This is a genomic window from Pseudomonas fluorescens (assembly GCF_002022275.1).
In the GTDB taxonomy this organism is placed as follows: domain Bacteria; phylum Pseudomonadota; class Gammaproteobacteria; order Pseudomonadales; family Pseudomonadaceae; genus Aquipseudomonas; species Aquipseudomonas fluorescens_AJ.
This window is the reverse complement of sequence record NZ_MSDF01000025.1, coordinates 223,477-247,498: the sequence shown is the minus strand read 5'-3', so window position 1 is coordinate 247,498 and position 24,022 is coordinate 223,477. Positions and strand designations below refer to the sequence as shown.

27 protein-coding genes are annotated in these 24,022 nt (G+C 60.9%); 12 read left to right on the top strand and 15 right to left on the bottom strand.

The window, feature by feature from the left end; genetic code table 11:
* Nucleotides 1-14 precede the first annotated feature (14 nt).
* From ccmI to ccmA, 9 genes are all read right to left on the bottom strand, one after another.
* Nucleotides 15-1,202: a c-type cytochrome biogenesis protein CcmI gene (ccmI, locus tag BFW87_RS20550; protein ID WP_078741534.1), complete on the bottom strand. Its 1,188-nt coding sequence runs from the start codon at nt 1,200-1,202 to the stop codon at nt 15-17.
* Nucleotides 1,195-1,668, bottom strand: a complete 474-nt coding sequence (locus tag BFW87_RS20545; protein ID WP_056857146.1) for a cytochrome c-type biogenesis protein — start codon at nt 1,666-1,668, stop codon at nt 1,195-1,197. The genes ccmI and BFW87_RS20545 overlap by 8 nt, the downstream gene beginning before the upstream one ends.
* Nucleotides 1,665-2,201 (bottom strand): DsbE family thiol:disulfide interchange protein, encoded by a 537-nt coding sequence (locus BFW87_RS20540; protein ID WP_078741533.1) that lies wholly within the window; start codon nt 2,199-2,201, stop codon nt 1,665-1,667. Before BFW87_RS20540 ends, BFW87_RS20545 begins: the two co-directional genes overlap by 4 nt.
* A complete protein-coding gene (locus BFW87_RS20535; protein ID WP_078741532.1) occupies nt 2,198-4,186 on the bottom strand; it encodes a heme lyase CcmF/NrfE family subunit in 1,989 nt (662 codons plus the stop codon). Before BFW87_RS20535 ends, BFW87_RS20540 begins: the two co-directional genes overlap by 4 nt.
* Nucleotides 4,187-4,189: 3 nt before the next feature.
* Nucleotides 4,190-4,645, bottom strand: coding sequence for a cytochrome c maturation protein CcmE (ccmE, locus tag BFW87_RS20530; RefSeq protein WP_078741531.1), 456 nt, complete (start codon nt 4,643-4,645; stop codon nt 4,190-4,192).
* Nucleotides 4,642-4,818, bottom strand: coding sequence for a heme exporter protein CcmD (gene ccmD / locus BFW87_RS20525; protein ID WP_078741530.1), 177 nt, complete (start codon nt 4,816-4,818; stop codon nt 4,642-4,644). The genes ccmE and ccmD overlap by 4 nt, the downstream gene beginning before the upstream one ends.
* Nucleotides 4,815-5,570: a heme ABC transporter permease gene (locus BFW87_RS20520; RefSeq protein ID WP_078741529.1), complete on the bottom strand. Its 756-nt coding sequence runs from the start codon at nt 5,568-5,570 to the stop codon at nt 4,815-4,817. The genes ccmD and BFW87_RS20520 overlap by 4 nt, the downstream gene beginning before the upstream one ends.
* Before the next feature lie 88 nt (nt 5,571-5,658).
* A complete protein-coding gene (gene ccmB / locus BFW87_RS20515; protein ID WP_078741591.1) occupies nt 5,659-6,327 on the bottom strand; it encodes a heme exporter protein CcmB in 669 nt (222 codons plus the stop codon).
* Nucleotides 6,324-6,959 (bottom strand): cytochrome c biogenesis heme-transporting ATPase CcmA, encoded by a 636-nt coding sequence (ccmA, locus tag BFW87_RS20510; RefSeq protein ID WP_078741528.1) that lies wholly within the window; start codon nt 6,957-6,959, stop codon nt 6,324-6,326. The genes ccmB and ccmA overlap by 4 nt, the downstream gene beginning before the upstream one ends.
* A 200-nt stretch (nt 6,960-7,159) precedes the next feature.
* Between ccmA and fliK the strand changes: the two genes are divergently transcribed.
* Nucleotides 7,160-8,737 carry a flagellar hook-length control protein FliK gene (gene fliK / locus BFW87_RS20505; protein WP_078741527.1) on the top strand — a complete coding sequence of 526 codons (1,578 nt, stop codon included), beginning with the start codon at nt 7,160-7,162 and terminating at the stop codon, nt 8,735-8,737.
* The gene (locus BFW87_RS20500) at nt 8,734-9,063 is read left to right on the top strand and encodes an EscU/YscU/HrcU family type III secretion system export apparatus switch protein (protein ID WP_078741526.1); all 330 of its coding nucleotides are present in this window, start codon (nt 8,734-8,736) and stop codon (nt 9,061-9,063) included. Before fliK ends, BFW87_RS20500 begins: the two co-directional genes overlap by 4 nt.
* A 137-nt stretch (nt 9,064-9,200) precedes the next feature.
* Here BFW87_RS20500 and BFW87_RS20495 read toward each other — a convergent pair whose 3' ends face one another.
* The gene (locus tag BFW87_RS20495) at nt 9,201-10,388 is read right to left on the bottom strand and encodes a molybdopterin molybdotransferase MoeA (protein WP_078741590.1); all 1,188 of its coding nucleotides are present in this window, start codon (nt 10,386-10,388) and stop codon (nt 9,201-9,203) included.
* Between the two features lie 22 nt (nt 10,389-10,410).
* Nucleotides 10,411-10,950, bottom strand: a complete 540-nt coding sequence (gene moaB / locus BFW87_RS20490) for a molybdenum cofactor biosynthesis protein B (RefSeq protein WP_078741525.1) — start codon at nt 10,948-10,950, stop codon at nt 10,411-10,413.
* Nucleotides 10,951-11,026: 76 nt separating this feature from the next.
* Here moaB and mobA point away from each other — a divergent pair, with 76 nt between their 5' ends.
* Both mobA and BFW87_RS20480 read left to right on the top strand, forming a co-directional pair.
* Nucleotides 11,027-11,629: a molybdenum cofactor guanylyltransferase MobA gene (mobA, locus tag BFW87_RS20485; RefSeq protein ID WP_078741524.1), complete on the top strand. Its 603-nt coding sequence runs from the start codon at nt 11,027-11,029 to the stop codon at nt 11,627-11,629.
* Between the two features lie 80 nt (nt 11,630-11,709).
* Nucleotides 11,710-11,931, top strand: a complete 222-nt coding sequence (locus BFW87_RS20480) for a YgdI/YgdR family lipoprotein (RefSeq protein WP_065901933.1) — start codon at nt 11,710-11,712, stop codon at nt 11,929-11,931.
* Between the two features lie 56 nt (nt 11,932-11,987).
* Here BFW87_RS20480 and BFW87_RS20475 read toward each other — a convergent pair whose 3' ends face one another.
* The 4 genes from BFW87_RS20475 to BFW87_RS20460 all read right to left on the bottom strand — a co-directional run bounded on the left by BFW87_RS20475 (nt 11,988) and on the right by BFW87_RS20460 (nt 14,869).
* Nucleotides 11,988-12,878, bottom strand: coding sequence for a pseudouridine synthase (locus BFW87_RS20475; RefSeq protein WP_078741523.1), 891 nt, complete (start codon nt 12,876-12,878; stop codon nt 11,988-11,990).
* Nucleotides 12,879-12,948: 70 nt separating this feature from the next.
* Nucleotides 12,949-13,284: a hypothetical protein gene (locus BFW87_RS20470; protein ID WP_016978478.1), complete on the bottom strand. Its 336-nt coding sequence runs from the start codon at nt 13,282-13,284 to the stop codon at nt 12,949-12,951.
* A gap of 74 nt (nt 13,285-13,358) precedes the next feature.
* Entirely contained in the window at nt 13,359-13,595 is a 237-nt protein-coding gene (locus BFW87_RS20465; protein ID WP_078741522.1) for a glutaredoxin family protein, read from the bottom strand.
* A 65-nt stretch (nt 13,596-13,660) separates the two neighbouring features.
* Nucleotides 13,661-14,869 carry an ammonium transporter gene (locus BFW87_RS20460; protein ID WP_078741589.1) on the bottom strand — a complete coding sequence of 403 codons (1,209 nt, stop codon included), beginning with the start codon at nt 14,867-14,869 and terminating at the stop codon, nt 13,661-13,663.
* 357 nt (nt 14,870-15,226) lie between these two features.
* Here BFW87_RS20460 and BFW87_RS20455 point away from each other — a divergent pair, with 357 nt between their 5' ends.
* The 8 genes from BFW87_RS20455 to BFW87_RS20420 all read left to right on the top strand — a co-directional run bounded on the left by BFW87_RS20455 (nt 15,227) and on the right by BFW87_RS20420 (nt 24,014).
* Nucleotides 15,227-15,541 carry a DUF883 family protein gene (locus tag BFW87_RS20455; RefSeq protein ID WP_078741521.1) on the top strand — a complete coding sequence of 105 codons (315 nt, stop codon included), beginning with the start codon at nt 15,227-15,229 and terminating at the stop codon, nt 15,539-15,541.
* A gap of 4 nt (nt 15,542-15,545) precedes the next feature.
* Nucleotides 15,546-15,932: a phage holin family protein gene (locus BFW87_RS20450; RefSeq protein ID WP_078741520.1), complete on the top strand. Its 387-nt coding sequence runs from the start codon at nt 15,546-15,548 to the stop codon at nt 15,930-15,932.
* The gene (locus tag BFW87_RS20445) at nt 15,929-16,264 is read left to right on the top strand and encodes a hypothetical protein (RefSeq protein WP_078741519.1); all 336 of its coding nucleotides are present in this window, start codon (nt 15,929-15,931) and stop codon (nt 16,262-16,264) included. Before BFW87_RS20450 ends, BFW87_RS20445 begins: the two co-directional genes overlap by 4 nt.
* A 93-nt stretch (nt 16,265-16,357) precedes the next feature.
* Complete coding sequence (locus BFW87_RS20440) at nt 16,358-17,521, top strand: EAL domain-containing protein (protein WP_078741518.1); 1,164 nt, start codon at nt 16,358-16,360, stop codon at nt 17,519-17,521.
* A gap of 72 nt (nt 17,522-17,593) precedes the next feature.
* Complete coding sequence (locus BFW87_RS20435; RefSeq protein WP_078741517.1) at nt 17,594-18,925, top strand: deoxyguanosinetriphosphate triphosphohydrolase; 1,332 nt, start codon at nt 17,594-17,596, stop codon at nt 18,923-18,925.
* A gap of 169 nt (nt 18,926-19,094) precedes the next feature.
* Nucleotides 19,095-19,490 carry a response regulator gene (locus BFW87_RS20430; protein ID WP_078741516.1) on the top strand — a complete coding sequence of 132 codons (396 nt, stop codon included), beginning with the start codon at nt 19,095-19,097 and terminating at the stop codon, nt 19,488-19,490.
* 253 nt (nt 19,491-19,743) lie between these two features.
* The gene (locus BFW87_RS20425; RefSeq protein ID WP_078741515.1) at nt 19,744-20,367 is read left to right on the top strand and encodes a response regulator transcription factor; all 624 of its coding nucleotides are present in this window, start codon (nt 19,744-19,746) and stop codon (nt 20,365-20,367) included.
* Nucleotides 20,368-20,375: 8 nt separating this feature from the next.
* Nucleotides 20,376-24,014, top strand: a complete 3,639-nt coding sequence (locus BFW87_RS20420) for a transporter substrate-binding domain-containing protein (RefSeq protein ID WP_078741514.1) — start codon at nt 20,376-20,378, stop codon at nt 24,012-24,014.
* The last annotated feature ends 8 nt before the right edge of the window (nt 24,015-24,022 follow it).

Sequence of the window (24,022 nt, the reverse complement as noted above, 5' to 3'; positions counted from 1 at the left end):
GCGTTTTCCTCGATTTACTTATCCGGACTGTCGATGGTCAGCTGCTGCAGGGCAGTGGTGGTGCTGGCCAACGGTTGGCTGCGGCCGATCCACTCGCCAGTGGTCGGCTGACCGGCCCGGGATATGCGCGCAACCAGTTGGACTTCGGGGAAGTTCGACAGTTTCAACTGCGGCATCATCGCGTCGGCATCGCCCAGTTCAACGGTGATCGGCAGCTCGGCGACGGTGACGCGCTTGGCGGCCAGCGGTGCCGGTGGGCCGTTCACGGCGCGGGCGAAGATGAACACGCTGTCGGTGGGCAGGGCTTTGGCTTTTACGTCGGGCGCCAGGTCCACACGCACTTTCATCGCGGTTTTCTGAGGCGCGACAGTACCGCCACTTTCCTTGAGCTTCTCGGCGGCACGGTCGATGCCGCCTTGCAGCGCGGCGCGGGAGTTGTCGTCCGGTGGCAGTTGGGCCAGCAGGCGGTTCCAGTAGTCGATCGCTTCCTGGTAACGCTGCCCTTCAAACGCGGCGATACCCAGCAAGCCGAGGCTGGTGACTTCCTTCGGATCGAGCTTCAACGCTTCGTCCGTCAGCGCCTGCACTTTGGGCGACCACTGTTTATCGTCGGCAAAGTACTGCGCCTGCGCCCACTGGCCGAGCAGTTCCGGCTGGCGACCGGCCAGGGCCACGGTGCGCTCGAAGATTTTCGCCGCATCGGCGGAACGGTCTTGAGCCATGTAGGCGCGACCGAGGAAGTACAGGCCTTCGGGCGAATCCGGCTGCGCGGCGGCGGCACGTTCCAGGCGGCGGGTCATGTCTTCGATGGACACCGGCGGCTGAGAGAATTCGCGCGTCAGTTCGACCTTGTCGCTGGCGCCGTAATGCAGGTACAGCGCAACGCCCAGGACCGGCACCAGAAACGCCGCCAACAATGGCAATGGCTTGCCCAGACGCGACTCGCGGGGCTTTTCCACACCTTCGGTGTCGGCGAGCAATTCGCGCGCGGCTTCGGCGCGGCCGGTGTCGAGTTGCGCGTTATTCAGCACGCCTTCGTCCTGCTGAACTTGCAGCTCGGCGACGCGTTCCTGATACAGCGCCACGTTCAGCGCGGTGCGGTCCTCTTCACGCTGGGCACGGCGGCCGCGCAACATAGGGATCAACAGGAAACTCAGGGCAATCAGGAGCAGCAACCCTGCTGCGAGCCAAAAATCAATCATCAGTCTTGGTGTCCAGCAATTGGTCGAGGCGTTTGCGCTCGTCAGGGGATAGCGCGTCGGAACCATCAGTCGGTGCGGCGCGGCGGCGGCGCACGATCACGGCCATCACCACCACACCCGCCAGCAACAGCCCGGCGGGGCCGAACCAAAGCAGCGCGGTTTTGCCGGTGAGAGCCGGTTTGTAGCGCACGAAATCACCGTAGCGGTCGACCATGAAGTCGATGATCTGCTGGTTGTCCTTGCCCTCCCCCAGCATGCGGAAGATCTCCTTGCGCAGGTCGGCAGCGATCGGCGCGTTGGAGTCGGCGATGTCCTGGTTCTGGCACTTGGGGCAGCGCAGTTCCTTGGTCAGCTCGCGAAAACGCTCACGGTCACCCTCTTTGGCGAATTCGTACGTATCGATGGCGGCGTGGGCCACACCGACCAAACCCAGCGCCAGCACCGCAGCGGCTAACAAACGCTTCATGGTTTGGTCTCATCGACCAAGGCCTGGTATTTGGCGGCGAGTTGTTCGCGCCAGACCACTTCGTCGATCACGCCGACGTACTTGTCGCGGATCACGCCCTTGGCGTCGATGAAGAAGGTTTCCGGGGCGCCGTACACGCCGAGGTTCAGGCCGAGGTTGCCGTCTTCGTCGCGAATATCCAGCTGATACGGGTTGTGGAACTCCGCCAGCCATTTCAGCGCGGCGGCGTTGTCGTCCTTGTAGTTGATGCCGTAGATCACCACGCCTTTCTCGGCCAGCTTGTTCAGCACCGGGTGTTCAACGCGGCAGGAAATGCACCAGGTGCCCCACACGTTGACCAGTGCCGGTTTGCCCAACAGGTCGGCCTGGGTCAGGGTTTTGTCGCCCTGCACCGTCGGCAACGAGAACGCCGGGAATTGCTTGCCGATCATCGCCGACGGCAACTCGGCCGGGTCCAGGTACAAGCCGCGATACAAGAACACCGCCACCACCAAAAACATCGCCAGCGGTACAACCATCAACCAACGCTTCATACCGGCGCCCCTTGCAGGCCGAGGGCTTCACGCACCCGGCTCTTGACCTTGACCCGATAACGCCGGTCCAGCGCGGCGAGCAAACCACCAAAGCCTGTGAGCAGCCCGCCGAACCAGATCCAGCGCACAAACGGTTTCACATGCACGCGCACCGCCCAGGCGCCGTCGCCCAAGGGTTCACCCAGCGCCACATAGAGGTCGCGAGTGAAACCGGCGTCGATACCGGCTTCGGTCATCATCGAACTTTGCACGGTGTACAGGCGTTTTTCCGGGTGCAGCACGGCGATTTCCTTGCCGTTACGGACTACACGCACAGTGCCTTTGTCTGACGTGAAGTTCGGACCTTCGAAGTGCTTGGCGCCTTCGAAGATGAAGTGGTAACCGGCCAGGTCCATCGATTCGCCCGGCGCCAGGCGCAGGTCGCGCTCGGCGCTGTTCTGGCTGGACAGCACCACGCCGAGGGCGCACACGGCGATGCCGATATGCGCAATCTGCATGCCCCAATAGCTGCGAGTCAGGCTTGGCAAGCCTTTGATCAGGCCTTTGTGGCGGGTCTTGTCGAAGATGTCGCGCACGCCGGCCAGCAACACCCAGGCCGCGAGCAGGAAGGTCGCGAGGACTGCCCAGTTGAAGTCGCCGTAAGCGAACCCGGCGATCACCGCCAGGGCCACGCTGCCGAGCAGCACCGGCATCAGCATGCCGGCCAGCCATTTCACCGGGGTGTCTTTCCAGCGCACCAACATGCCGACGGCCATCACCACCATCAACAGGCCCATCAACGGGATAAACAACGCGTTGAAATACGGCGGGCCGACGGACAGCTTGGCGCCACTGAGGGCATCCAACGCTAGCGGATAAAGGGTGCCGAGCAAGATCATTGACGCGGCGACCACCAGCACCAGGTTGTTACCCAGCAACAGGGTTTCCCGCGACCACAGGTTGAAGCCGACCTGACTCTTGACCACTGGCGCGCGCAGGGCGAACAAGGTCAGGGAACCGCCGACCACAAACAGCAGGAAGATCAGGATAAACACGCCACGCTCCGGGTCGGAGGCGAACGCATGCACCGAGGTCAACACGCCCGAGCGCACGAGGAACGTACCGAGCAGGCTGAGGGAAAACGCCGCAATCGCCAGCAACACGGTCCAGCTTTTGAACACACCGCGTTTTTCGGTAACGGCCAGCGAGTGAATCAACGCGGTGCCGACCAGCCATGGCATGAACGAGGCGTTTTCCACCGGGTCCCAGAACCACCACCCACCCCAGCCGAGTTCGTAGTAAGCCCACCACGAACCCAAGGTGATGCCGATGCCGAGGAAGGCCCAGGCGACGATGGTCCACGGCCGCGACCAGCGTGCCCAGGCCGCATCGAGACGCCCGCCGAGCAACGCGGCAATGGCGAAGGCGAAGGCCACCGAGAAACCGACGTAACCCATGTAGAGCATCGGCGGGTGCACGATCAGGCCGATGTCTTGCAGCAAGGGGTTGAGGTCGTGCCCGTTCGCCGGGATCTGCGGCAGGATGCGGGTGAACGGGTTGGAGGTCATGATCAGGAACAGCAGGAAGCCGATGCTGATCATGCCCATCACCGCCAGCACCCGGGCCAGCATGACCTGCGGCAGTTGGCGCGAGAATACCGACACGGCGAAGGTCCAGCCGCCGAGGATCAACGCCCACAGCAGCAACGAGCCTTCGTGAGCGCCCCACACGGCGCTGAACTTGTAATACCACGGCAGCGCGCTGTTGGAGTTATTGGCGACGTAGGCGACGGAAAAGTCGTCGGTCATAAAGGCATACGTCAGGCAACCAAACGCGAACACCAGAAACGCAAACTGACCCCAAGCCGCCGGCTGCGCAAGGCTCATCCACAGGCGGTCACCGCGCCAGGCGCCGAGCAACGGGACCACGGCCTGAACGATGGCAAAGCACAGGGCGAGGATCATCGCCAACTGGCCCAACTCGGGAATAAACAGTGCTGAGGTCATGACTTAGCCCTCCTTGGCTGGGGTCGGGGCAGTTTGGCCGCTGTCTTTCAACGCCTTGGTGACTTCCGGCGGCATGTATTTTTCGTCGTGCTTGGCCAGCACTTCGTCAGCGACGACTACGCCGTCGGCGTTGAGCTTGCCCAGGGCGACGATGCCCTGGCCTTCGCGGAACAGGTCCGGGAGGATGCCGCGGTAGGTGATGGTCACGGCCTTGCTGAAGTCGGTGACGACGAAGGTCACGTCGAGGGAGTCGGACGAACGCTTCAGCGAGCCCTTCTCCACCATGCCGCCGGCACGGATGCGCGTGCCCACCGGGGCTTCGCCGTTGGCAATTTGCGTCGGGGTGTAGAACAGGTTGATGTTCTCCCGCAGGGCGCTCATCGCCAGGGCCACGGCAATACTCACCCCGGCCAGAATGGCCAGGATGATCAACAAACGCTTTCTACGCAGCGGATTCACTTATCGGTCTCCCGGCGCAAACGACGCGCCTCTTGTTGCAGGTAACGCTTGCGGGCCAGGATCGGCGCGGCGACGTTGAGGGCCAGCACTGCCAAACAGATGCCATAAGCCGTCCAGACATACAGGCCATGATGGCCCATGGCGAGAAAATCACTGAAAGACGCAAAGTTCATCCACGGGCTCCCAGGCAGGCGTGCACTTCGGCTTTGACCCAACTGGCGCGGGCTTCACGCTTGAGCACTTCAAGGCGCATGCGCATCAGCAGCACGGCGCCGAAGAAACAGTAGAATCCCAGCACCATCAGCAGCAGCGGCGCCCACATTTCCACGGGCATGGCCGGTTTTTCGGTGAGGGTGAACGTGGCGCCCTGGTGCAGGGTGTTCCACCACTCCACCGAGTATTTGATGATCGGGATGTTGATCACACCGACGATGGCCAGCACCGCGCAGGCCTTGGCGGCGCTGTCGCGGTTGCTGATGGCATTGCCCAGGGCGATCAGGCCGAAGTAGAGGAACAGCAGAATCAGCATGGAGGTGAGCCGCGCGTCCCACACCCACCATGAACCCCAGGTCGGTTTGCCCCAGATCGCGCCGGTGACCAGCGCCACGGCGGTCATCCAGGCTCCGATGGGCGCGGCGCATTGCAGGGCGACGTCGGCGATTTTCATCTTCCAGACCAGGCCGACCACGCCGCACACGGCCATCATCACGTAGCAGGACTGGGCCAGCATCGCGGTGGGCACGTGGATATAGATGATGCGAAAACTGTTGCCTTGCTGGTAGTCCGGCGGCGCGAAAGCCAGGCCCCAGACCAGGCCGATACCGATCAGCAAGATAGCGGCGATACTCAGCCACGGCAGCAGTTTGCCGCTGATGCCGTAAAACCATTTGGGCGAGCCGAGCTTGTGAAACCAGGTCCAGTTCATTGCTGTTTCCATCACGGTGGCTTCCTGTCTTGGCAGGAAGCTCTAAGGGTCTTTACTGGCTAAACATATAACGCTTAGCCAGACCTCATTATTCGCCGACGCTGATCTTCAGGCCAGCCGCTATAGCAAAGGGTGTCAGGGTTACCGCCAGGGCGGTCAGGCTGCCAAGCCACAGCAGGTAACCGGTCGCGGGCATGCCCATGAGCGCGGCCTGCAAGGCGCCGCTGCCCAGGATCAACACCGGGATATACAAAGGCAGAATCAGCAGGGCCAGCAACAGGCCACCCCGCTTCAAACCAACGGTCAACGCTGCGCCCACCGCCCCCAACAGGCTGAGCACCGGCGTACCGAGTAACAAGGACAAGAGCAACACGGGCAGGCACTCAAAGGGCAAGCCCAGCATCATCGCCAGCAGCGGCGAGAGCAAGACTAGCGCCAAGCCGGAAAAAACCCAGTGTGCCAGCACCTTGGCCAGTACCAGAAGTGGCAAAGGGTGCGACGAAAGGACCCACTGTTCGAGGGAGCCGTCTTCAAAATCACTGCGAAACAGCCCGTCCAGCGAGAGCAGAACCGATAAAAGCGCCGCGACCCACACCAGCCCCGGGGACAAGGTTTGCAACAGTTTAGTCTCGGGGCCGACCGCCAGCGGGAACAGCGCGATGACGATGGCGAAGAATACCAGCGGGTTGGCCAACTCGGCCGGACGACGGCACAACAGCCGCGCTTCGCGGGCGACCAACAGGGCGAAGACGCTCATGCCGACCACCGCCCTAAATCCAGGTCACGGTAACCGGTGGGCATACGTGCGAGGGTGTGGTGAGTGGTAAGGACGACTAAACCGCCCTTTTCACAGTGCCGGGCCAGGTGTTCTTCAAGTTGGGCGACGCCCTGTTTGTCGAGGGCGGTGAAGGGCTCGTCGAGGATCCACAGCGGCGGGCCGGGCAGATATAGACGCGCCAGGGCCACGCGGCGCTGTTGGCCGGCGGACAGGGTGTGGCAGGGAACGTCTTCAAAGCCCTTGAGGCCGACAGCGGCCATGGCTTGCCAGATGGCATCACGCGAAGCCGGTTGATGCAGAGCGCTTAGCCAGCTGAGGTTTTCTTCAGGGGTCAGCACGTCCTTGATGCCGGCGGCGTGGCCGATCCAGATCAGGTTGCGGGCCAACTCCGTACGTTGCTCGGTGAGAGGCTTGCCGTTGAGTCGAACTTCGCCGGCCGTTGGCTGCATCAACCCCGCCAGCAGGCGCAGCAAACTCGTTTTGCCGCTGCCGTTGGGGCCGCTGACTTGCACCATGTCGCCGCCCGTCAGCCGCAGTTCGAGGTGCTCGAACAGCAGGCGCAGGTCGCGTTCACAGGAGAGCGCTACGGCTTCAAGAAGAGGGCTGGTCAAAAGATCGCGGGCCTTTACGGTTCAAGTCGGCGGTGCAGCGGCCGTTATAGAGAAAAGCACAATAACGGCTTTGGCGACCGATTTTAGAGAGCTGGATCAAATAGTTGTGAGGTTTTTAGCGCTCTCTTTGCAGACGGGCGGCATTATACATGTGATGCCCTACTCTAAAGAGGGCAATTTCCCCCGAGACGACGCGCACGATGACCGGTGAGATCAACCTTCCTACGCTGCCTCCCGCCCCGGCACCCGGGCCTGCCCCGCTGCCACCGACCGGTGAGTTGCTTAAACTGCTGGAGCCGCAGACGGGCCTGATCGACCCGGGGAAAACCGTTAATGCCGAGGTCATCGCGCTTAAACAAGGCGGCGATGCCTTTCAGTTGTTGCTCAAGCTGACCCTCGAAGGCGGTCGCCAGACCCTGGTGCAAGCCAGCAGCGCCCAACCGTTGCCGCTGGGCAGTAATGTGGCGGTGAGCCAGACGCCCACCGGCAACCTGACCATCAGTTTGCAGCAAGCCTTGAGCGCCAACGTGGCCGCCCTCACCCGCATCGATACCACGCAAATGCCAGTGGGCACGCTGTTGCAAGCCAAGGTGCTGACCACCCAGATGCTGCCGCAGGGCACCACGCAGCCGGCGATCTACCGTTCGCTGGTGACCGTGCTGACTAACGCGCTGGCCGGTCAGACCCTGACCGTGGAAAGTCCGCAGCCACTGCGGGTCGGCAGCTTGCTCAGCGCCGTGGTGCAGAATGCGCAGACCCTGAATTTCGTGCCGTTGAGCGGTCGTCAGGATCAGCTGGCGGTCAGCCAGCAATTGGCCACTCAGCAAAGCCGCCAAGGCTCGCTGGACGCGGTGTTTACCGCCATCCAGAACCTGCCCGCAGACGACACAACCTCCGCTGACCTTCGCGCCGCCGCCGATCGGCTGCTTGCCGCCCTGCCCGACCTCGCCCAAGTGAGCAATCCCAAAGTGCTGGCACAGGTGATCCAGAACAGCGGCGCCTTTCTGGAAGCCAAATTACTCGCCGGACAAAACCCGCAGATACCGCCGCTGGATATGAAAGGCGCGTTGCTGCGTCTGGTCGCGGACTTGCTGCCCGCCCTGCCCACCGGCACCAACCTTAATGCGATCCTGGCCGCCAACACCCTCGCCCAGGTGCTGCCTAACTTTGTGCGTAACCCGTTGAGTACGCTTGGCCAGATCGGCGCTCGCCAGGCGCCTGCGGGCTTCCCGCTGCCGGACCGGCTGATGCAGCGCCTGGAAGGCGAAGGCGATCTGGAAAACCTCCTGCGCCTGGCCGCCGCCGCGATTTCCCGCCTGCAAAGCCATCAACTGTCGAGCCTGGAACAGACCGGCACCACTGCCGACGGGCGCCTGCAAACCACCTGGCAGCTGGAAATCCCCATGCGCACGTTGCAGGACATCGTGCCGCTGCAGGTCAAGTTCCAGCGTGAAGAACCGCCGCCGGACAAGGACCAGCCCGAACGCAAAACCCAGAAAGACCCCAAGCAGATGCTCTGGCGCGTCGAGTTGGCCTTCGACATGGAACCGCTGGGGCCGTTGCAGGTTCAGGCGCAGCTCACTCAGGGCAAACTGTCCAGCCAGTTGTGGGCAACGCGAGCGTTTACCGCCAGCCTGATCGAAAGCCACTTGGGCAACTTGCGCGAGCGGCTGGTGACCTCGGGCATCAATGTGGGCGACCTGGACTGCCACCTCGGCACCCCGCCGCGTGGCCCGCGAACCGGGCTGGAGCAACGCTGGGTGGATGAGACCGCATGAAGAACCAAACCCCGCCGCGCCAGGCGATTGCCCTCAAGTACGACGGCCAGCAAGCGCCCACCCTGACAGCCAAGGGCGACGATGCCCTGGCCGAAGCCATTTTGAAGCTGGCGCGGGAAAATGAAGTGCCGATTTATGAGAACGCGGAGCTGGTGAAGCTGCTGGCGCGGATGGAGTTGGGGGACAGTATCCCTGAAGAGTTGTACCGCACGGTGGCGGAGATTATTGCGTTTGCCTGGACGCTGAAGGGCAAGTTCCCGGTGGGGTACGACCCGAATGCAGCGCCGGTGGAGCGGGATGTGACGGAGCGTGGCGACGATTACTGAGCCCTACACATAACCCAATGTGGGAGCTGGCTTGCCTGCGATAGCATCTCCTCGGTGTACCTGATACACCGAGGTGCCTGCATCGCAGGCAAGCCAGCTCCCACATAAAGCCAGCTCCCACATTTAGAGCTCTATTGTCAGTTCAGGACTTCACTGAGCGGGATGAAGTTGACTCGGTCGCCAATATCCAGCGTCGTGCCCTCCAACACCTCCACAAACCCTTCCGCCCATGCCGCGCTGCGCAGCACGCCGGAGCTCTGGTTGCGGTAGATGATCGCCTTGCCCTGCTCAATTCGCCCACGCAAGTACTCGCGGCGGTTGCCCGCCTTGGGCCACACAAAACCTACCGGTACTTCAAAACGCAGCGGCTCCACATCCGCCACACCCTGGCGGCGCAACAAGTAAGGCCGGGCCAGCAACGCAAAGGTCACCAGCGTTGAAGCCGGGTTGCCGGGCAAACCGATCACCGGCACGCCACGGAAGTGGCCGAAGGTCAGCGGTTTGCCAGGCTTGATCGCCAGTTTCCACAAGGCCAGTTCGCCCTCTTCGCGCAGGGCGATACCGAGGAAGTCTGCCTCGCCCACCGACACGCCGCCGGTGGAGAGGATCAGGTCAACGTCGCCCAGATCCGCCAGCCGCGCACGGGTTTTTTCCAGGTCATCCGGCAAGATCCCCGCATCAATGACTTCACAGCCCATGCGCGCCAACCATGAGCACAGTACCCGGCGGTTGCTGTTGTAGATTTGCCCCGGGCCGAGCGGCAGGCCGGGTTCGATCAATTCGTCGCCCGTCGACAGCACCCCCACACGCACGCGGCGCACCACGCTCAGGCGGTCATGCCCCAGTGAGGCGGCAAGCCCGAGTTCGATCGGGCCCAGGCGGGTGCCGGCGTTCAATACCAACTCGCCGACGGTGGTTTCCTGGCCCTGCGGGCGGATGTTCTGGTGCACCTGCAACGGTTCGGTAAAACTCACGCGCTCATCAGCGTGAACCACGGCGTTTTCCTGCATTTCCACGCAATCCGCGCCTTCGGGGACTGGTGCGCCGGTAAAGATTCGCGCGCAGGTTCCCACGGCTAAAGGCTGCGGCGCCTGGCCTGCGAAAACCCTCTGGCTGACGGCCAACGGCTCGCCGGTCCAGTCCGCGAGGCGCAGCGCATAACCGTCCATGGCACTGTTGGGCCAGGGCGGCAAGTCGAGGGTGGAAACCAGATCCTGCGCCAGTACGCGACCATCACAGTCGGCCAGCGTCAGGGTTTCCTGCTCGCGGATCGGCGCGGCTTCGGCCATGTCCAGCAACTGCTTGAGCGCTTGTTCGACCGGCATCAAGGCGCCGGTTTTGCCGGGCTTATCCACGGGTTTCGCAGGGTTCAGCCTGCTTCAAGTGGGGCACGAAATTGCACGGGCGGTGACGGTTGTCGAGTTGCTCGGCGAGGATGCCGTCCCAACCGGTGCGCACGGCATTGGTGGAACCCGGCAGGCAGCACACCAGCGTGCCATTGGCCAGGCCGGCCAGTGCGCGCGATTGCACGGTGGAGGTGCCGATATCGGCCACGGAAATCTGGCGGAACAGTTCACCAAAACCATCGACCTGTTTGTCCAGCAGGCAGCTCACGGCTTCGGGCGTGCTGTCGCGGCCGGTGAAGCCGGTGCCGCCGGTGATCAGCACCACTTGCACCACGTCTTCGGCGATCCAGTGGGCGACTTGGGCGCGAATTTTATACAGGTCGTCCTTGAGCAACACGCGCTCGGCCAGGCGGTGGCCGGCGGCGGTGAGGCGGTCGACGAAGGTCTGGCCCGAGGTGTCGGTATCGAGGGTGCGGGTGTCGCTGACGGTCAATACAGCGATGTTCAGGGGTACGAAGGGCGCATCTGCCTTGGCTTTCATGGCACGGTCCGGTTGTCGAAGGAACAGCCCGATGTTATATCACAGGGCCCTGTTTACCTGCCCCTGTGGAACCGCCATGTCTCTCGATTCTTCGCCTTTACCGTGTTCAATTTTGCTGCTGGCCGGTGGGCGTGGCCAACGCATGGGAGGCCAGGACAAAGGCCTGCTGACCTGGCAGGGCGAGCCATTGATCGCGCATTTACAGCGCCTGACCCGGCCGCTGACGGACGACTTGATCATTTCGTGCAACCGCAATCATGAAATCTATGCGCCCTATGCCGACCAGCTGGTGAGCGACGACAGCCCGGACTTTCCCGGCCCGCTGGCGGGCATCCGCGCGGGGTTGGCGGCGGCACGGCACGAACACTTGCTGATCTTGCCCTGCGATGTGCCACACATCGATGCGCGCCTGCTGGCCGAGCTGCGCGCGACGGCGCAGCGCAACCCGCTGCTGCCTCTGATGGTGCGCCATGGCGAATTCTGGGAACCCTTGATCTGCATCATCCCCACCCGCCTGCGATCCGAGGTAGAACAGGCGTGGGATGCAGGAGAACGCAGCCCGCGTAAAATCTTCATGCAATTGGGCGGAACAGGCCTGGAATGCCCGGCAAATGACCCGCGCTTTGCCAACCTGAACACACCCGAGCTGTTGCTCCCGGGGTTGGGCGTGTCAGAATGAACCTCGCACAAGGAACTTTGTCGACGCCGCGTGCGTCACAGGGTCAGCACTTCAAAAAGTATTCTCTCGGAGACAAACTCATGACTCAACGGACCATCGCCGCTCTCATGCTTGCACTGGGCCTGGCTACTCTCGCCGGTTGCGCTTCGCCTACAGTGATCACCCTGAATGACGGTCGCGAAATCCAGGCCGTCGACACCCCTAAATTCGACAAGGCTTCGGGCTTCTACGAGTTCGAACAGCTTGACGGCAAGCAGACCCGCATCAACAAGGATCAGGTTCGCACCGTTAAAGACCTGTAAGTCTTAACGCTGAACCCACAAGGCCCGCCTCGCGCGGGCCTTGTCGTTTCCGGGGGTTACCAGTCGAGGGTAATCCGGCTGCGAAAACTGCGCTCCTCGCCGGTGACCGGGTCAATAAAACGCACGCCCTGGGCCAGCAGTTTAAGTGGGTTGGCGTAGTCGTCTTCGGCGTCCTTGAGCACATCCGGGTAGAACGGATCGTTACAGATGCTCGCCCCCAGAGCCGTCATGTGCACGCGCAACTGGTGCTTCTTGCCCGTCACCGGGAACAGGCCGTAGCGCCATAAATCGCCGTTTTTTTCGCGCACTTCCACGGCTGTTTCGGTATTGCTGGCACCCGGCCCCTCTTGCATTCGGAAGAACGGCTCGCCGTCGACGAGGCGGCTTTTGTGCACCAGGGGAAACGTGAGCTGAGGTAAGGCCGGGGCGATGGCTTCGTAGAATTTGTCGATACGCCGCGTGGGAAACAGCTGTTGATACGCCGAGCGAGTGGCCGGGTTGGCCGAGAACAGCACCAGACCTGCGGTGTGCCGGTCGATACGGTGCAGCGGCACCAGCGAGGGGTTATCCAGGCGACGAATGAGGCGGCGCAACAAGGTTTGCTCGACGTACTCACCGGCAGGCGTCACCGGCAGGAAATGCGGTTTGTCCGCAACCACCAAATGCTCATCGGCATACAGGATGGTTTCCTCAACCGGAATTACTTTCTCATTCGGCACTTCGCGAAAGTAATAAATGCACAGGCCTTCCTTGTAGGCCAGGTCCACGCTGATCGGGTTGCCGTTGATATCCAGCACGCGGCCACGGGCAATGCGATCCAGCCAGTGCTCACGGCTGATGGCCGGGAAGTGCTCGCACAGGCAGTCCAGCACCGTCGCCCAAGGGCCAGGAGGCAGATACAGGGTGCTGGCTTGGTGCTGCGACGCGGAAAAACCGGATGTGGACATGAAATGCTCGAGGCCTGGACAAACAGGCGGGCATTATCCCGCATGACGCGGGATGCAGCCTAGGCTGATCTCAGGCCTTGGCCAACTCCGCGCGCAGGATCGGCGAGGCGCTGGCGGCGTCGGTGAATTCCTTGAGCCAGCGCAACACGTCCACTGCTTCCCAGCGGCCCGGGTCATAGAGCGCATACAACAAGCCCTGATAACCCACCACATCCAACTGTTTGTGATAGCCGGCGCGCTGGAACAACGCTTCGATCTCGGCAAAGCAGGTGTTGAAATGCACTTTGTTAAAGGGCGTCTTGCCTTCCGTGACCAGACCGTCGAGGCGCAGCTCGTTCACCGCGTCGCGCACGACGTCGGCGGACATGCGATTGACGCTGCTTTTCAGTTGTTCAACATTCACCACGGGCGTTCCCTCTATTCAATCGCTGTACAAACATACAGTAACGTAATATTTGGAAACCCGCCATCGGATAACCGCTAAAGCAGAAAGGACACCACCTGCTCGGTGTCGAAAGGCCAATCCAGTTCAGCCCCGGTGTCCACCCGCCGAAGTACCGGAATCCGCAGGCCGTAAGCCTCAAACAGGGCCTCGGAATCGGCAATGTCGATCAACTCTACCAACAGCCCGTGTTCGACCAACGGCATGATTTCCTCTTCGGCGAGTTCACACAGATGGCAACCCAACGTGGTGAACAGCTGGCATTCAGGAGGCATGTCAAAAAGACCTGATCAGAAGTAGGCCATTATTCTATGCCCGCCCAATATCCATGGCGAGCCCGTCAATCCTGGCTGACTGCACCAATTTTGTGGATCGACAGGTCCGCGCCGTAATACTCCTCTTCCTGACTCAGACGCAGCCCGTGCACGCGTTTGATGACGCCGTACACCAACAGGCCGCCGGCCAGTGCCACGGTCACGCCCAGGGCGGTGCCGATCAACTGGCTGATGATGCTGACGCCGCCCAATCCGCCGAGGGCAGTCTGGCCGAAAATGCCGCACGCGATACCGCCCCACACGCCGCACAAACCATGCAAGGGCCACACACCCAGCACGTCGTCGATTTTCCAGCGATCCTGGGCGGCAATAAAGAACCACACAAACAGGCCACCGGCGACCACACCGGTCACCAGGGCGCCGACAGGGTGCATCAGATCCGATCCGGCGCAGATCGCCACCAGCCCGGCCAATGGGCCGTTGTGCAGAAAGCCCGGGTCGTTGCGCCCAATGATCAGCGCCGCGACCGTGCCGCCCACCATGGCCATCAGCGAATTGACCGCCACCAGGCCACTGACGCCGTTCAGGGTTTGTGCGCTCATCACGTTAAAGCCGAACCAGCCGACGATCAGAATCCACGAGCCCAACGCCAAGAATGGAATACTCGATGGTGCGAATGCCACCAGCCGCCCTTCACGGTAACGCCCGTTGCGCGGCCCGAGCAGCAGCACCGCCGCCAGCGCCAGCCAGCCGCCCATGGCGTGCACCACCACGGAACCGGCGAAGTCGTGAAAGCTGGCGCCAAACTTCGCCAGCAACCAGGCTTGCAGACCGAAATTGCCGTTCCACACCATGCCTTCAAAAAACGGGTAGATAAACGCCACGATCAGCGCGGTGGCGCACAACTGCGGAGCGAACTTCGCACGCTCGGCAATCCCTCCGGAAATGATCGCGGGGATGGCCGCCGCGAAGGTCAAAAGAAAGAAAAACTTCACCAGCCCATAGCCGTGATCAGCGCTGATGACCGCCGCCGGTTGCATGAAGCTCACGCCGTAAGAGATCCAATAGCCTATAAAGAAATAGGCCAGGGTGGAGATGGCGAAGTCGCTGAGGATTTTCGACAGGGCGTTGACCTGGTTTTTCTGGCGCACCGTGCCGACTTCCAGGAACGCAAACCCGGCGTGCATGGCCAAAACCATGACCGCACCGATCAAAATAAACAGGGTGTTGGAACTGTGAACTAGGGTGTCCACCGCGCTTTGCAAATTTTCCATGGAGGTTGGCAGGCCTGCATTAAAGGCAAAAAGCACCAAAGCGGTTCAAGCCAGGGTTTCGCGCACTAAATTGGCACCACCGGCCCCGCCCCTCTTCAGAGGGCGTGAACCGCTTTAGCGCAGCGATCAACACGACAGGCCGATGCCGACAGGGTTTTTCCGCGAGTTTCAGTTATTTAGGGTAAGGTTTTTCAAGGTTTTAGCCTCGACCGCCCAGATTCAGCGCAAGCCATAGGGCATGCGCACCAAGGCAAAGCAAAAGCTGTACCACACAATTGCACTGAACCTTCACCGATGCCGGTGACTCGAAACCACACCTGCACGCACAGTACAGATCAGCCAATCACGGAGATAACCATGGCCAGAAGAACTGCAAAGACCGCTCAAGAAATTCTGTTGGCGGATTTTCAAACCCTGGTGAGTGACACCGAAAAGCTGTTGGATGACACCGCCGTGCTGGCGGGTGACCAGGCAGACGAGCTGCGCACCAAGATCCACGACAGCCTGCTCAAGGCCCGCGAAACCCTGCAACTGACCGAAGACTCGCTGCGTGAACGCGGCCAGGCGGCAGTCACCGCCACCGAAGATTACGTACAGGCCAACCCTTGGCAGTCCGTCGGCATCGCAGCCGGTGTGGGCTTTTTGATCGGTCTGCTGGCTACAAGGCGCTAACATCATGTCTATTGGCGAAACCGGCTCGTCATCGGGCACAAGCTCTACCTCCCGACGCCTGGGCGCAGCCGTTCTGGGCTTGCTCCACAGCCACGTCGAGCTGTTTGGCATCGAACTGCAGGAACAAAAGTCGCGCACCGTCAGCCTGCTGTTGTTTGCAGGCCTGGCACTGGTGTTTGCCCTGCTGTTGCTGGTTGGGCTGTCGGCGCTGGTGATGATTCTGGTGTGGGACACCTACCGGCTCACCGGCATCATCAGCCTCTGCGTGTTCTACATCCTGGCTGCCGGGTTCTGCGGGTTGCGCTTGAAAGCGGCGATTTTCGATGAATCCACGCCGTTCCACGCCACCCTCGAAGAATTGGCCAACGACCGGGAGCGCCTGCTGCCATGAACCTGACAGAAATTCCAAAAACCACCTCCCGCCGGGAAATGCGCAAAGCCTTGATCCGCCTGCGCATGGAAATGCATCGTCAGGAAATCCGCCATGAGTCCCAGCAACTGATGGCGCCCCTGCACAAGGTGCGCAGCATGGGCAGCAACTGGCAGGACAGCCTGGGCATCAAGCACGCGCCGCTGTGGGGCGTGGCGGCGGTGACGCTGATGGGCTTCTTCACCGGCAAAGGTGCCAAGGGCGGCGGTATCAGCAGCCTGACGCGCCTGGTGCGGCTGGGCGCCGGTTTGATCCCGCTGATCAAATTGGCCATGGCCGGGCGCAAAGGTTAAGCACTGCTGGCTGCATTCTTGCAAACAGAATCGGCCCGGCCCTCGCTATCGAGGGCCGGGCCTTTTTTTCGCCACCACCATTAAGGAGGCCCCGTGATCGACGGGCAACCGCTCGCCTGCTTCCAGCCCTTCATCGACACCGCCACCGGGCGCATTGCTGGCGTTGAAGCGCTCGGCCGCCTGCGTCAGGCCGATGGTCGCTTGCAGTCGGTGGGGCCGCTGTTTGCCGACCCGCGCACACCGGGCGTGTCATTGCGGCGTCTCGACCGGCAAATCCGCGATAACGCGTTGAGCCGTCTGCACGAGGCGCCCGGCGACTGGTTTCTCAGCCTGAACATCTCGCCTCGCTGGATCAACCGCCTGCGTCCCGGCCAGGCCTTGCCCAGCCTCAAGCAGGTGCACGCCCATGGCGTCGACCCACAGCGCATTGTGTTTGAGATCACCGAACTGGGCGGCGACATCCGGCGCCTGGCCGACGTTGTGGCACGGTATCGCGAAGCCGGAGCGCGTATTGCCATTGATGACTTCGGCGCCGGTTATTCCCAGCTCGACCGGGTGCTGGCGTTGCAGCCGGATATTCTCAAGCTGGACATGCGCCTGTTCCAGGAAGCCGCGCGCGGCGGGCCCAGCAGTGAAGTGGTACGGGCCCTGGCGCAAATGGCGGAAAAGACCGGGTGCTGGATCATTGCCGAGGGCGTGGAAACCGAGGCGCAATTGAGCTTCGCCCTGGAATGTGGCGCGCGCTATGTGCAGGGCTATCTGTTTGCCCAAGCTCAGCTTGACTGGTTCGCCACGGACGCATTCGTGTCGCGTTTTGCCCACCTGCGCACCGCGTATGTCCAGCAAAAACTCGTGGAACGCGGACGTGTCATGCAACTGCGCCTGCAACTGGTCGAGTTGATGAAAATCCTGCAAAACTGGGCCCAGGCCCGGGCGCCACTCAGCCAGCTGCCGCAATTGCCTGACTTCCCCTGGCTGCTGCGCTTCTACCAGTGCGACCGCCACGGTACCCAACTGACGCCCAACTTCGAATGGCGCCAGGACGCCTGGCAGGCCGACAGCCGCTACCTGGGACACAACTGGTCGTGGCGACCGTACTTCTATCACCTGCTCGCTGAAGGCTGGGAAGAACGCCGCCTGATTCTCTCCTCGACCTACCGAGATGCCACGACCAACCAATACTGCCTGACCGCAGGACAATTCTTCGATAACGGTCAGCGTTTGCTGTTAATCGATATCGACGCGGCCGGTCTGTAGATTTTCGCTTGCCCCGCCGAGGCGGAACCGGGAAGCTGGGCGGTGTCATTCACTGCACGGAGAGTACTCGCCTTGGATTGGCCCACCCTGCTAAATCGTGAACGCCTTGGAAAACCCCTGCACAGCCCGGAAGAACTGGGCCGCAGTCCGTTTCACAAAGATCACGACCGTATTATTTTCTCCGGCGCGTTCCGCCGCCTGGGCCGCAAGACTCAAGTGCACCCGGTGTCCAGCAACGACCATATTCACACCCGCCTGACCCATTCCCTGGAAGTCAGTTGTGTCGGTCGCTCCCTGGGCATGCGTGTGGGCGAAACCCTGCGCAGCGCCCTGCCCGACTGGTGCGACCCGAGTGACCTGGGCATGGTGGTGCAGTCCGCTTGCCTGGCCCATGACATTGGCAACCCGCCCTTCGGGCACTCCGGTGAAGATGCCATCCGCCACTGGTTCCAACAGGCTGCCGGGCGCGGCTGGCTGGATGACATGAGCAGCGCCGAGCGCAATGACTTCCTCAATTTCGAAGGCAACGCTCAGGGTTTTCGAGTGCTAACCCAGCTTGAATATCACCAGTTCGACGGTGGCACGCGGCTGACTTACGCCACCCTGGGCACCTATCTGAAGTATCCGTGGACTGCGCGGCACGCCGACTCTCTGGGCTACAAGAAGCACAAGTTCGGCTGCTATCAAAGCGAGCTGCCGATCCTTGAGCAGATCGCTAACAAACTCGGCTTGCCGCAACTTGAAGAGCAACGCTGGGCACGTCACCCGCTGGTCTACCTGATGGAGGCAGCAGACGACATCTGCTACGCCTTGATCGACCTCGAAGACGGCCTGGAAATGGAGTTGCTCGAATACGCCGAGGTGGAGTCTTTGCTCCTCGACCTGGTGGGCGATGACCTGCCCCAGACCTACCGGCAACTGGGCGCGCAGGATTCGCGCCGGCGCAAGCTGGCGATCCTGCGCGGCAAGGCCATCGAGCACCTTACCAACGCGGCGGCGCGGGCGTTTGTCGAGCAGCAGGACGCCTTGCTTGCCGGCACCCTACCCGGTGACCTGGTGGAGCATATGCACGGCCCGGCCAAACGTTGTGTACTGGACGCCAAGGACATGGCGCGCAAGAAAATCTTCCAGGACAAACGCAAGACGCTGCATGAGATCGGCGCCTACACCACCCTGGAGATCCTGCTGAATGCCTTCTGCGGCGCGGCGCTGGAGCAACATGGCGGACGCACGCCATCGTTCAAGAACCGGCGCATTCTCGACTTGCTGGGAAACAGCGCGCCAGATCCAGCGTGGTCATTGCACGCCTCGTTCCTGCGCATGATCGACTTTATCGCCGGTATGACCGACAGCTACGCCACCGAAATGGCGAGGGAGATGACCGGACGCTCCAGCCCGCAATAAAGAAGCCGGTCACGCCGCCTGTCTCCCGAACAGAATCTGCCTACGACGGGAACAGAGCGGCCTGATCGAATTCGCACAACCACTCAAAGAATAATCACGCACGCTTCTGGCGGACTTGGCGAGCAATTCCTACGCCCCCATCGATGCTTGACTGACCCGTGTGCCTTCCATGCCCATAAACCCCTTTCGAATCCTGCTGGTGGAGGATCACCCCTTCCAACTCCTGGCCACTCAGTGCCTGCTTAAAAGCTTCGGCTTTGATCAGCTGACTCTCGCGGAAAATGCTGAACAGGCGATCCGTTCGATGTCCCAGTCCCACGCGCCGTTCGACCTCATGCTGTGCGACCAGTGCCTGCCCGATTTACGCGGGTTGGAGCTGGTGGAAATTGCCAGTCGCCGCCACTTCATTGTCGGCGCCATTTTACTGAGCGGGCTGCCTCGCACGGAGCTGTCCAGGCTGACCGCCCAAGCGTTACTGCGCGGGCTGCCGCTGCTTGGGTACTTGTCGAAACCCTTGAATAACGAAGAACTGTGCAAGTTGATCGCTCCCATCGTCCGGCCATGAATGTAGGACTTTAAACATCAGATGCCCACTAAGAGTGACTAAATACTACTGTTAACGTCTTGCCCCCTTATGACGTCTGTCATTAAAAACCTGCTTACACTTGACGTCGCAAAGCCTTAGCGCATGGTAGGCCGTCACCTTTTTTGCTGTAGGACTTCTCCTGTTTTACACCTACTCGCCCCATGGCTCATGCTCCTCCCTCATCTTCTGAGCTAATGTGCCCGCTTTATTTGCACTTGCATGGAATGTGATTATGAACACAGTTTTTATCATTGATGACCATCCTGTTATCAGGCTGGCGATTCGAATGTTGCTGGAACATGAAGGTTATAAAGTCGTCGGCGAAACGGACAACGGTTGCGATGCAATTCAAATGGTTCGCGAATGCCTTCCAGACTTGATCATTCTGGATATCAGCATTCCGAAACTGGATGGGCTGGAAGTGCTGTGCCGATTCAATGCAATGAACACCCCCATGAAAACACTTATTCTGACGGCCCAGTGCCCGACGCTGTTTGCCACTCGCTGCATGCGCTCAGGCGCGGATGGCTACGTCTGCAAGGAAGGTGACCTGGGTGAATTGCTCAGTGCCATTCGCGCCGTATTGTCCGGCTACAACTACTTCCCCAGCCAGGCGTTGAATACGGGTGGGCCGGAATGTAACTCCGAAGAACTGGAACTGTTCAAAACCGTGAATGACCGAGAGTTAATGGTCTTGCAACTTTTTGCACAGGGTCGCACCAACAAGGAAATCGCCAAGGGTATGTTTCTAAGTAATAAAACCGTCAGCACCTACAAAAAGAGGCTCATGCAAAAACTTAAAGCCAAATCCTTGGTAGAACTTATCGAGATGGCAAAACGAAACGCGCTAGTGTGAGAAAGCGGATGCCCAGGCGTATAAAGGACTATTTGATTATATTGATTGCCGGCGTGTGTATCAGCACTGCCGTGCCCGCGAGCCCAGCAACTGGCCCGGAACACTTCACCTTACTGAGCCGCGCGAGTGCCGTTCAACTGGACATTCAACTGGATAAGGCTCAGCGCCAGTGGTTACAGAACAAACGCGAGTTGGTGTTGGGCACTGCCGCGCCCGATTACCCCCCCTTCGACCTGACTTCCAGCGGCCGCGATTACGAAGGCCTCACCGCCGACTATGCAGGGTTGCTGGCCAAGGCCATTGCCTTGCCGATAAAAGTCTTGCGTTATCCCTCCCGTGAAGCAGCGATTCACGCCCTCGAGGCCGGCGAAATCGATTTGCTGGGGTCCTCCAACGGCTTTGAGGCCGCCAACCCGAACCTCGCGCTGTCAGAGCCCTACGCCGTGGATCAACCGGTACTCGTCACCCGTGAAGGTGAAACACGCAGCCTCGGCGATGACTTGGCCGGGCTACGCGTGAGCCTTGTCTATCACTACCTGCCGCTTGATGAAGTGGAGAAGTTGTACCCGCACGCCATTATTCGCGCCTACCCGTCCTACCAGAACGCCTTGAATGCGGTTGCGTTTGACCAAGCTGATGTGTTCATCGGCGACACCATTTCCACCCATTACATGCTCAACAAGGGCTACCTGAAAAACATTCGCATGGCCAACTTCGGCAAACATGAGGCGTATGGATTCAGCTTTGCCCTGCGTCAGGATCAGCGCCTGCTCTTGAGTATTGTCGATGCGGTGCTGATGGCCGTGCCCAGCAATAAGCGCGACAGCATCGCCAAACGCTGGAGCGCCGGCAGCGACATCCTGCTGACCGACCAGAAACTGCAGCTGACCCAACGTGAAGAGCGCTGGTTGAGCGACCACCCGGTGGTCAAGGTGATCGTCAACGAGACGTTGGCACCCATGACGTTTTTTGATGTGGACGGCAACTTTCGCGGCATCACCGCCGACCTGCTTGAGTTGATTCGCCTGCGCACCGGGCTGCGTTTCGATATTCAGCGCGGCCGTGACGTCAATGCAATGATCGAAAAAATCGACAGCGGCAAAGTCGACATCATCGGGGCCATTGTTCCCAGCGTCGAAAGAGAGGCACAACTGAATTTCAGCCGCCCTTACCTTGAAAACTCCTACGTGCTGTTGACACGTAAAGAGCCCGGCGCCCCTTTGAACCTGGAGCAGATGACCGGCAAGCGTCTGGCGATTACTCAAGGCAACCCGCTGAGCAAGGTCTTGCGCGAGGATTTCCCGCACATTCAACTGGTGGAAACCAGCGATACCTTCAAAGCCTCGGAACTGCTGGCCCAGAGGCACGTCGACGGCGCGGTGAACTCGCTGGTCATCGCCAATTACTTGCTTTCATCGCAAATATTCCAGGACAAACTGCAGATCAGCAGCAGCGTGGGCACGATGCCCGCCACTTTCGCCCTGGCAACGTCTCGCCGTGCGACCGAGTTGAGCTCGATCCTCGACAAGGCGCTGCTCAGCATCGCACCGGACGAGCTGGGCATCATCAACAGCCGCTGGCGCGGCTATACCGCCGCGCCTGACAGTTACTGGCGCAACTACCACCAGTTGATCGCGCAAATCATTTTCGGCACCGGGATGTTATTGCTGATTTCCCTGACGTGGAACGCCTACATGCGCCGTCAGATCCAGCACCGGAAAATGGCTGAGCGCGCCCTCAACGATCAATTCGAGTTCATGCGTGCGCTGGTCAACGAGACGCCGCACCCGATCTACGTGCGCGATCGCAAGGGTTTGCTGCGGACCTGTAACGACAGCTATCTGCAAGTGTTCGACGTCAAGCGCGAAGACGTGATCGGTAAAAGTGTGATTCAGATGAACATGGCACTCGAAACCGAAGCGGCGCAGTACCATGCCGATTACCAACGGGTGGTGGCCGAAGGCAACCCGCTGATTCTTGATCGAACCCTGCATATCCACGGGAAAAAGCTGACGATCTACCACTGGATCCTGCCGTACCGTGATTCCGATGGTGAAGTTCAGGGCGTCATTGGCGGCTGGATCGACATCAGTGAGCGGCGCCAGCTGTTCGACGAGTTGCGCGCCGCCAAGGAGCGCGCCGACGAAGCCAATCGCGCGAAAAGTACCTTCCTTGCCACCATGAGCCATGAAATCCGCACGCCGATGAACGCAGTGATCGGCATGCTGGAATTGACCCTCAAGCGGGCCGACCAGGGCCACCTTGATCGCCCTGCCATCGAAGTGGCCTACAACTCCGCCAAGGATTTGCTGGAGTTGATCGGTGACATCCTGGACATCGCGCGCATCGAGTCCGGCCGCTTGAGCCTTGCGCCGGAACGCGTGAACCTGCGGGAAGTCATCGACTCGGTCGCGCGCGTGTTCGACGGTCTGGCGCGCCAGAAAACCTTGAGCCTGCTGCTCGAATTCAAGCCTGAACTGGACGCTATCGATGTATTGATCGACCCGCTGCGCTTCAAGCAGGTGCTGTCCAACCTGGTCAGTAACGCCATCAAGTTCACCGAACGCGGGCAGGTCAAAATCCGCGTGGACGTGCAAGCCACAGACCTGCCGCAACAAGTCGAGATGAAACTGGTGGTGGAGGATACGGGTATCGGCATCAGTCGGGATGACCAACTGCGCCTGTTCGAACCCTTTGCTCAAGCCGACAACTCGGGGCATCTTGCTCGCAGCGGCGCAGGCCTGGGGCTTGTCATCTGCCGCAGCCTGTGCTCAATGATGGGCGGGCAATTGAGCCTGAGCAGCGTGCCGATGGTCGGCACCCAGGTGCACATCAGCTTGAAAATGACCCGGCTGCCACCGGTTCAGCCCGTGCACGAACTCAAGCCTGCGCCGCCCGCACCGGCACCGGTACTCAACGTGCTGGTGGTGGACGACCACCCGGCAAATCGGTTGTTGATGTGCCAGCAACTAGGGTACCTGGGGCACCAGTTCACGGCGGCCCAGCATGGCGCTGCAGGGTTCCATGCCTGGCGCCAGGAGCGCTTCGATCTGGTCATTGCCGACTGCAACATGCCCATCATGAATGGCTACGAGTTAAGCCGCTCGATCCGCGAATATGAGCAGCGAGAACAACTGCCCCCCTGCGTGATATTGGGGTTTACCGCCAATGCCCAGCCGGAAGAGAAGATACGGTGCGCCGAAGCGGGGATGAACGACTGCCTGTTCAAACCCATCAGCCTGACGGCATTGGAACGCCAACTGGCGCAGATCGGGCCACCGTCTTCTGGTACGCAACTCGACCTGAGTAGCCTGGATGCGCTCACGGGCGGCGACCCCCAACTGAGTCGCCGTCTGCTGGAAGAACTGCTGAGCAGCAGCTGCCATGACCGCCAGGAACTGATTGCGTTGCTGGCACGCCAGGCGACGCCCCAAGACATCATTGACCAGGCACACAAGATCAAGGGCGCCGCACGCATCGTGCAAGCGGCAGCGTTGGCCGGCCAATGCGAGGCACTGGAACAGGCGTGCGCCCGAGGTGATGATCAGCCGATGATCGAAACCGGCATCAAGACCCTGGAAAAATGCATGCTGGAATTGGAGAGGATGCTGCAAATGCGCCTGAACGGCCTGGACACCGCGCTGTAGGCAGGAGC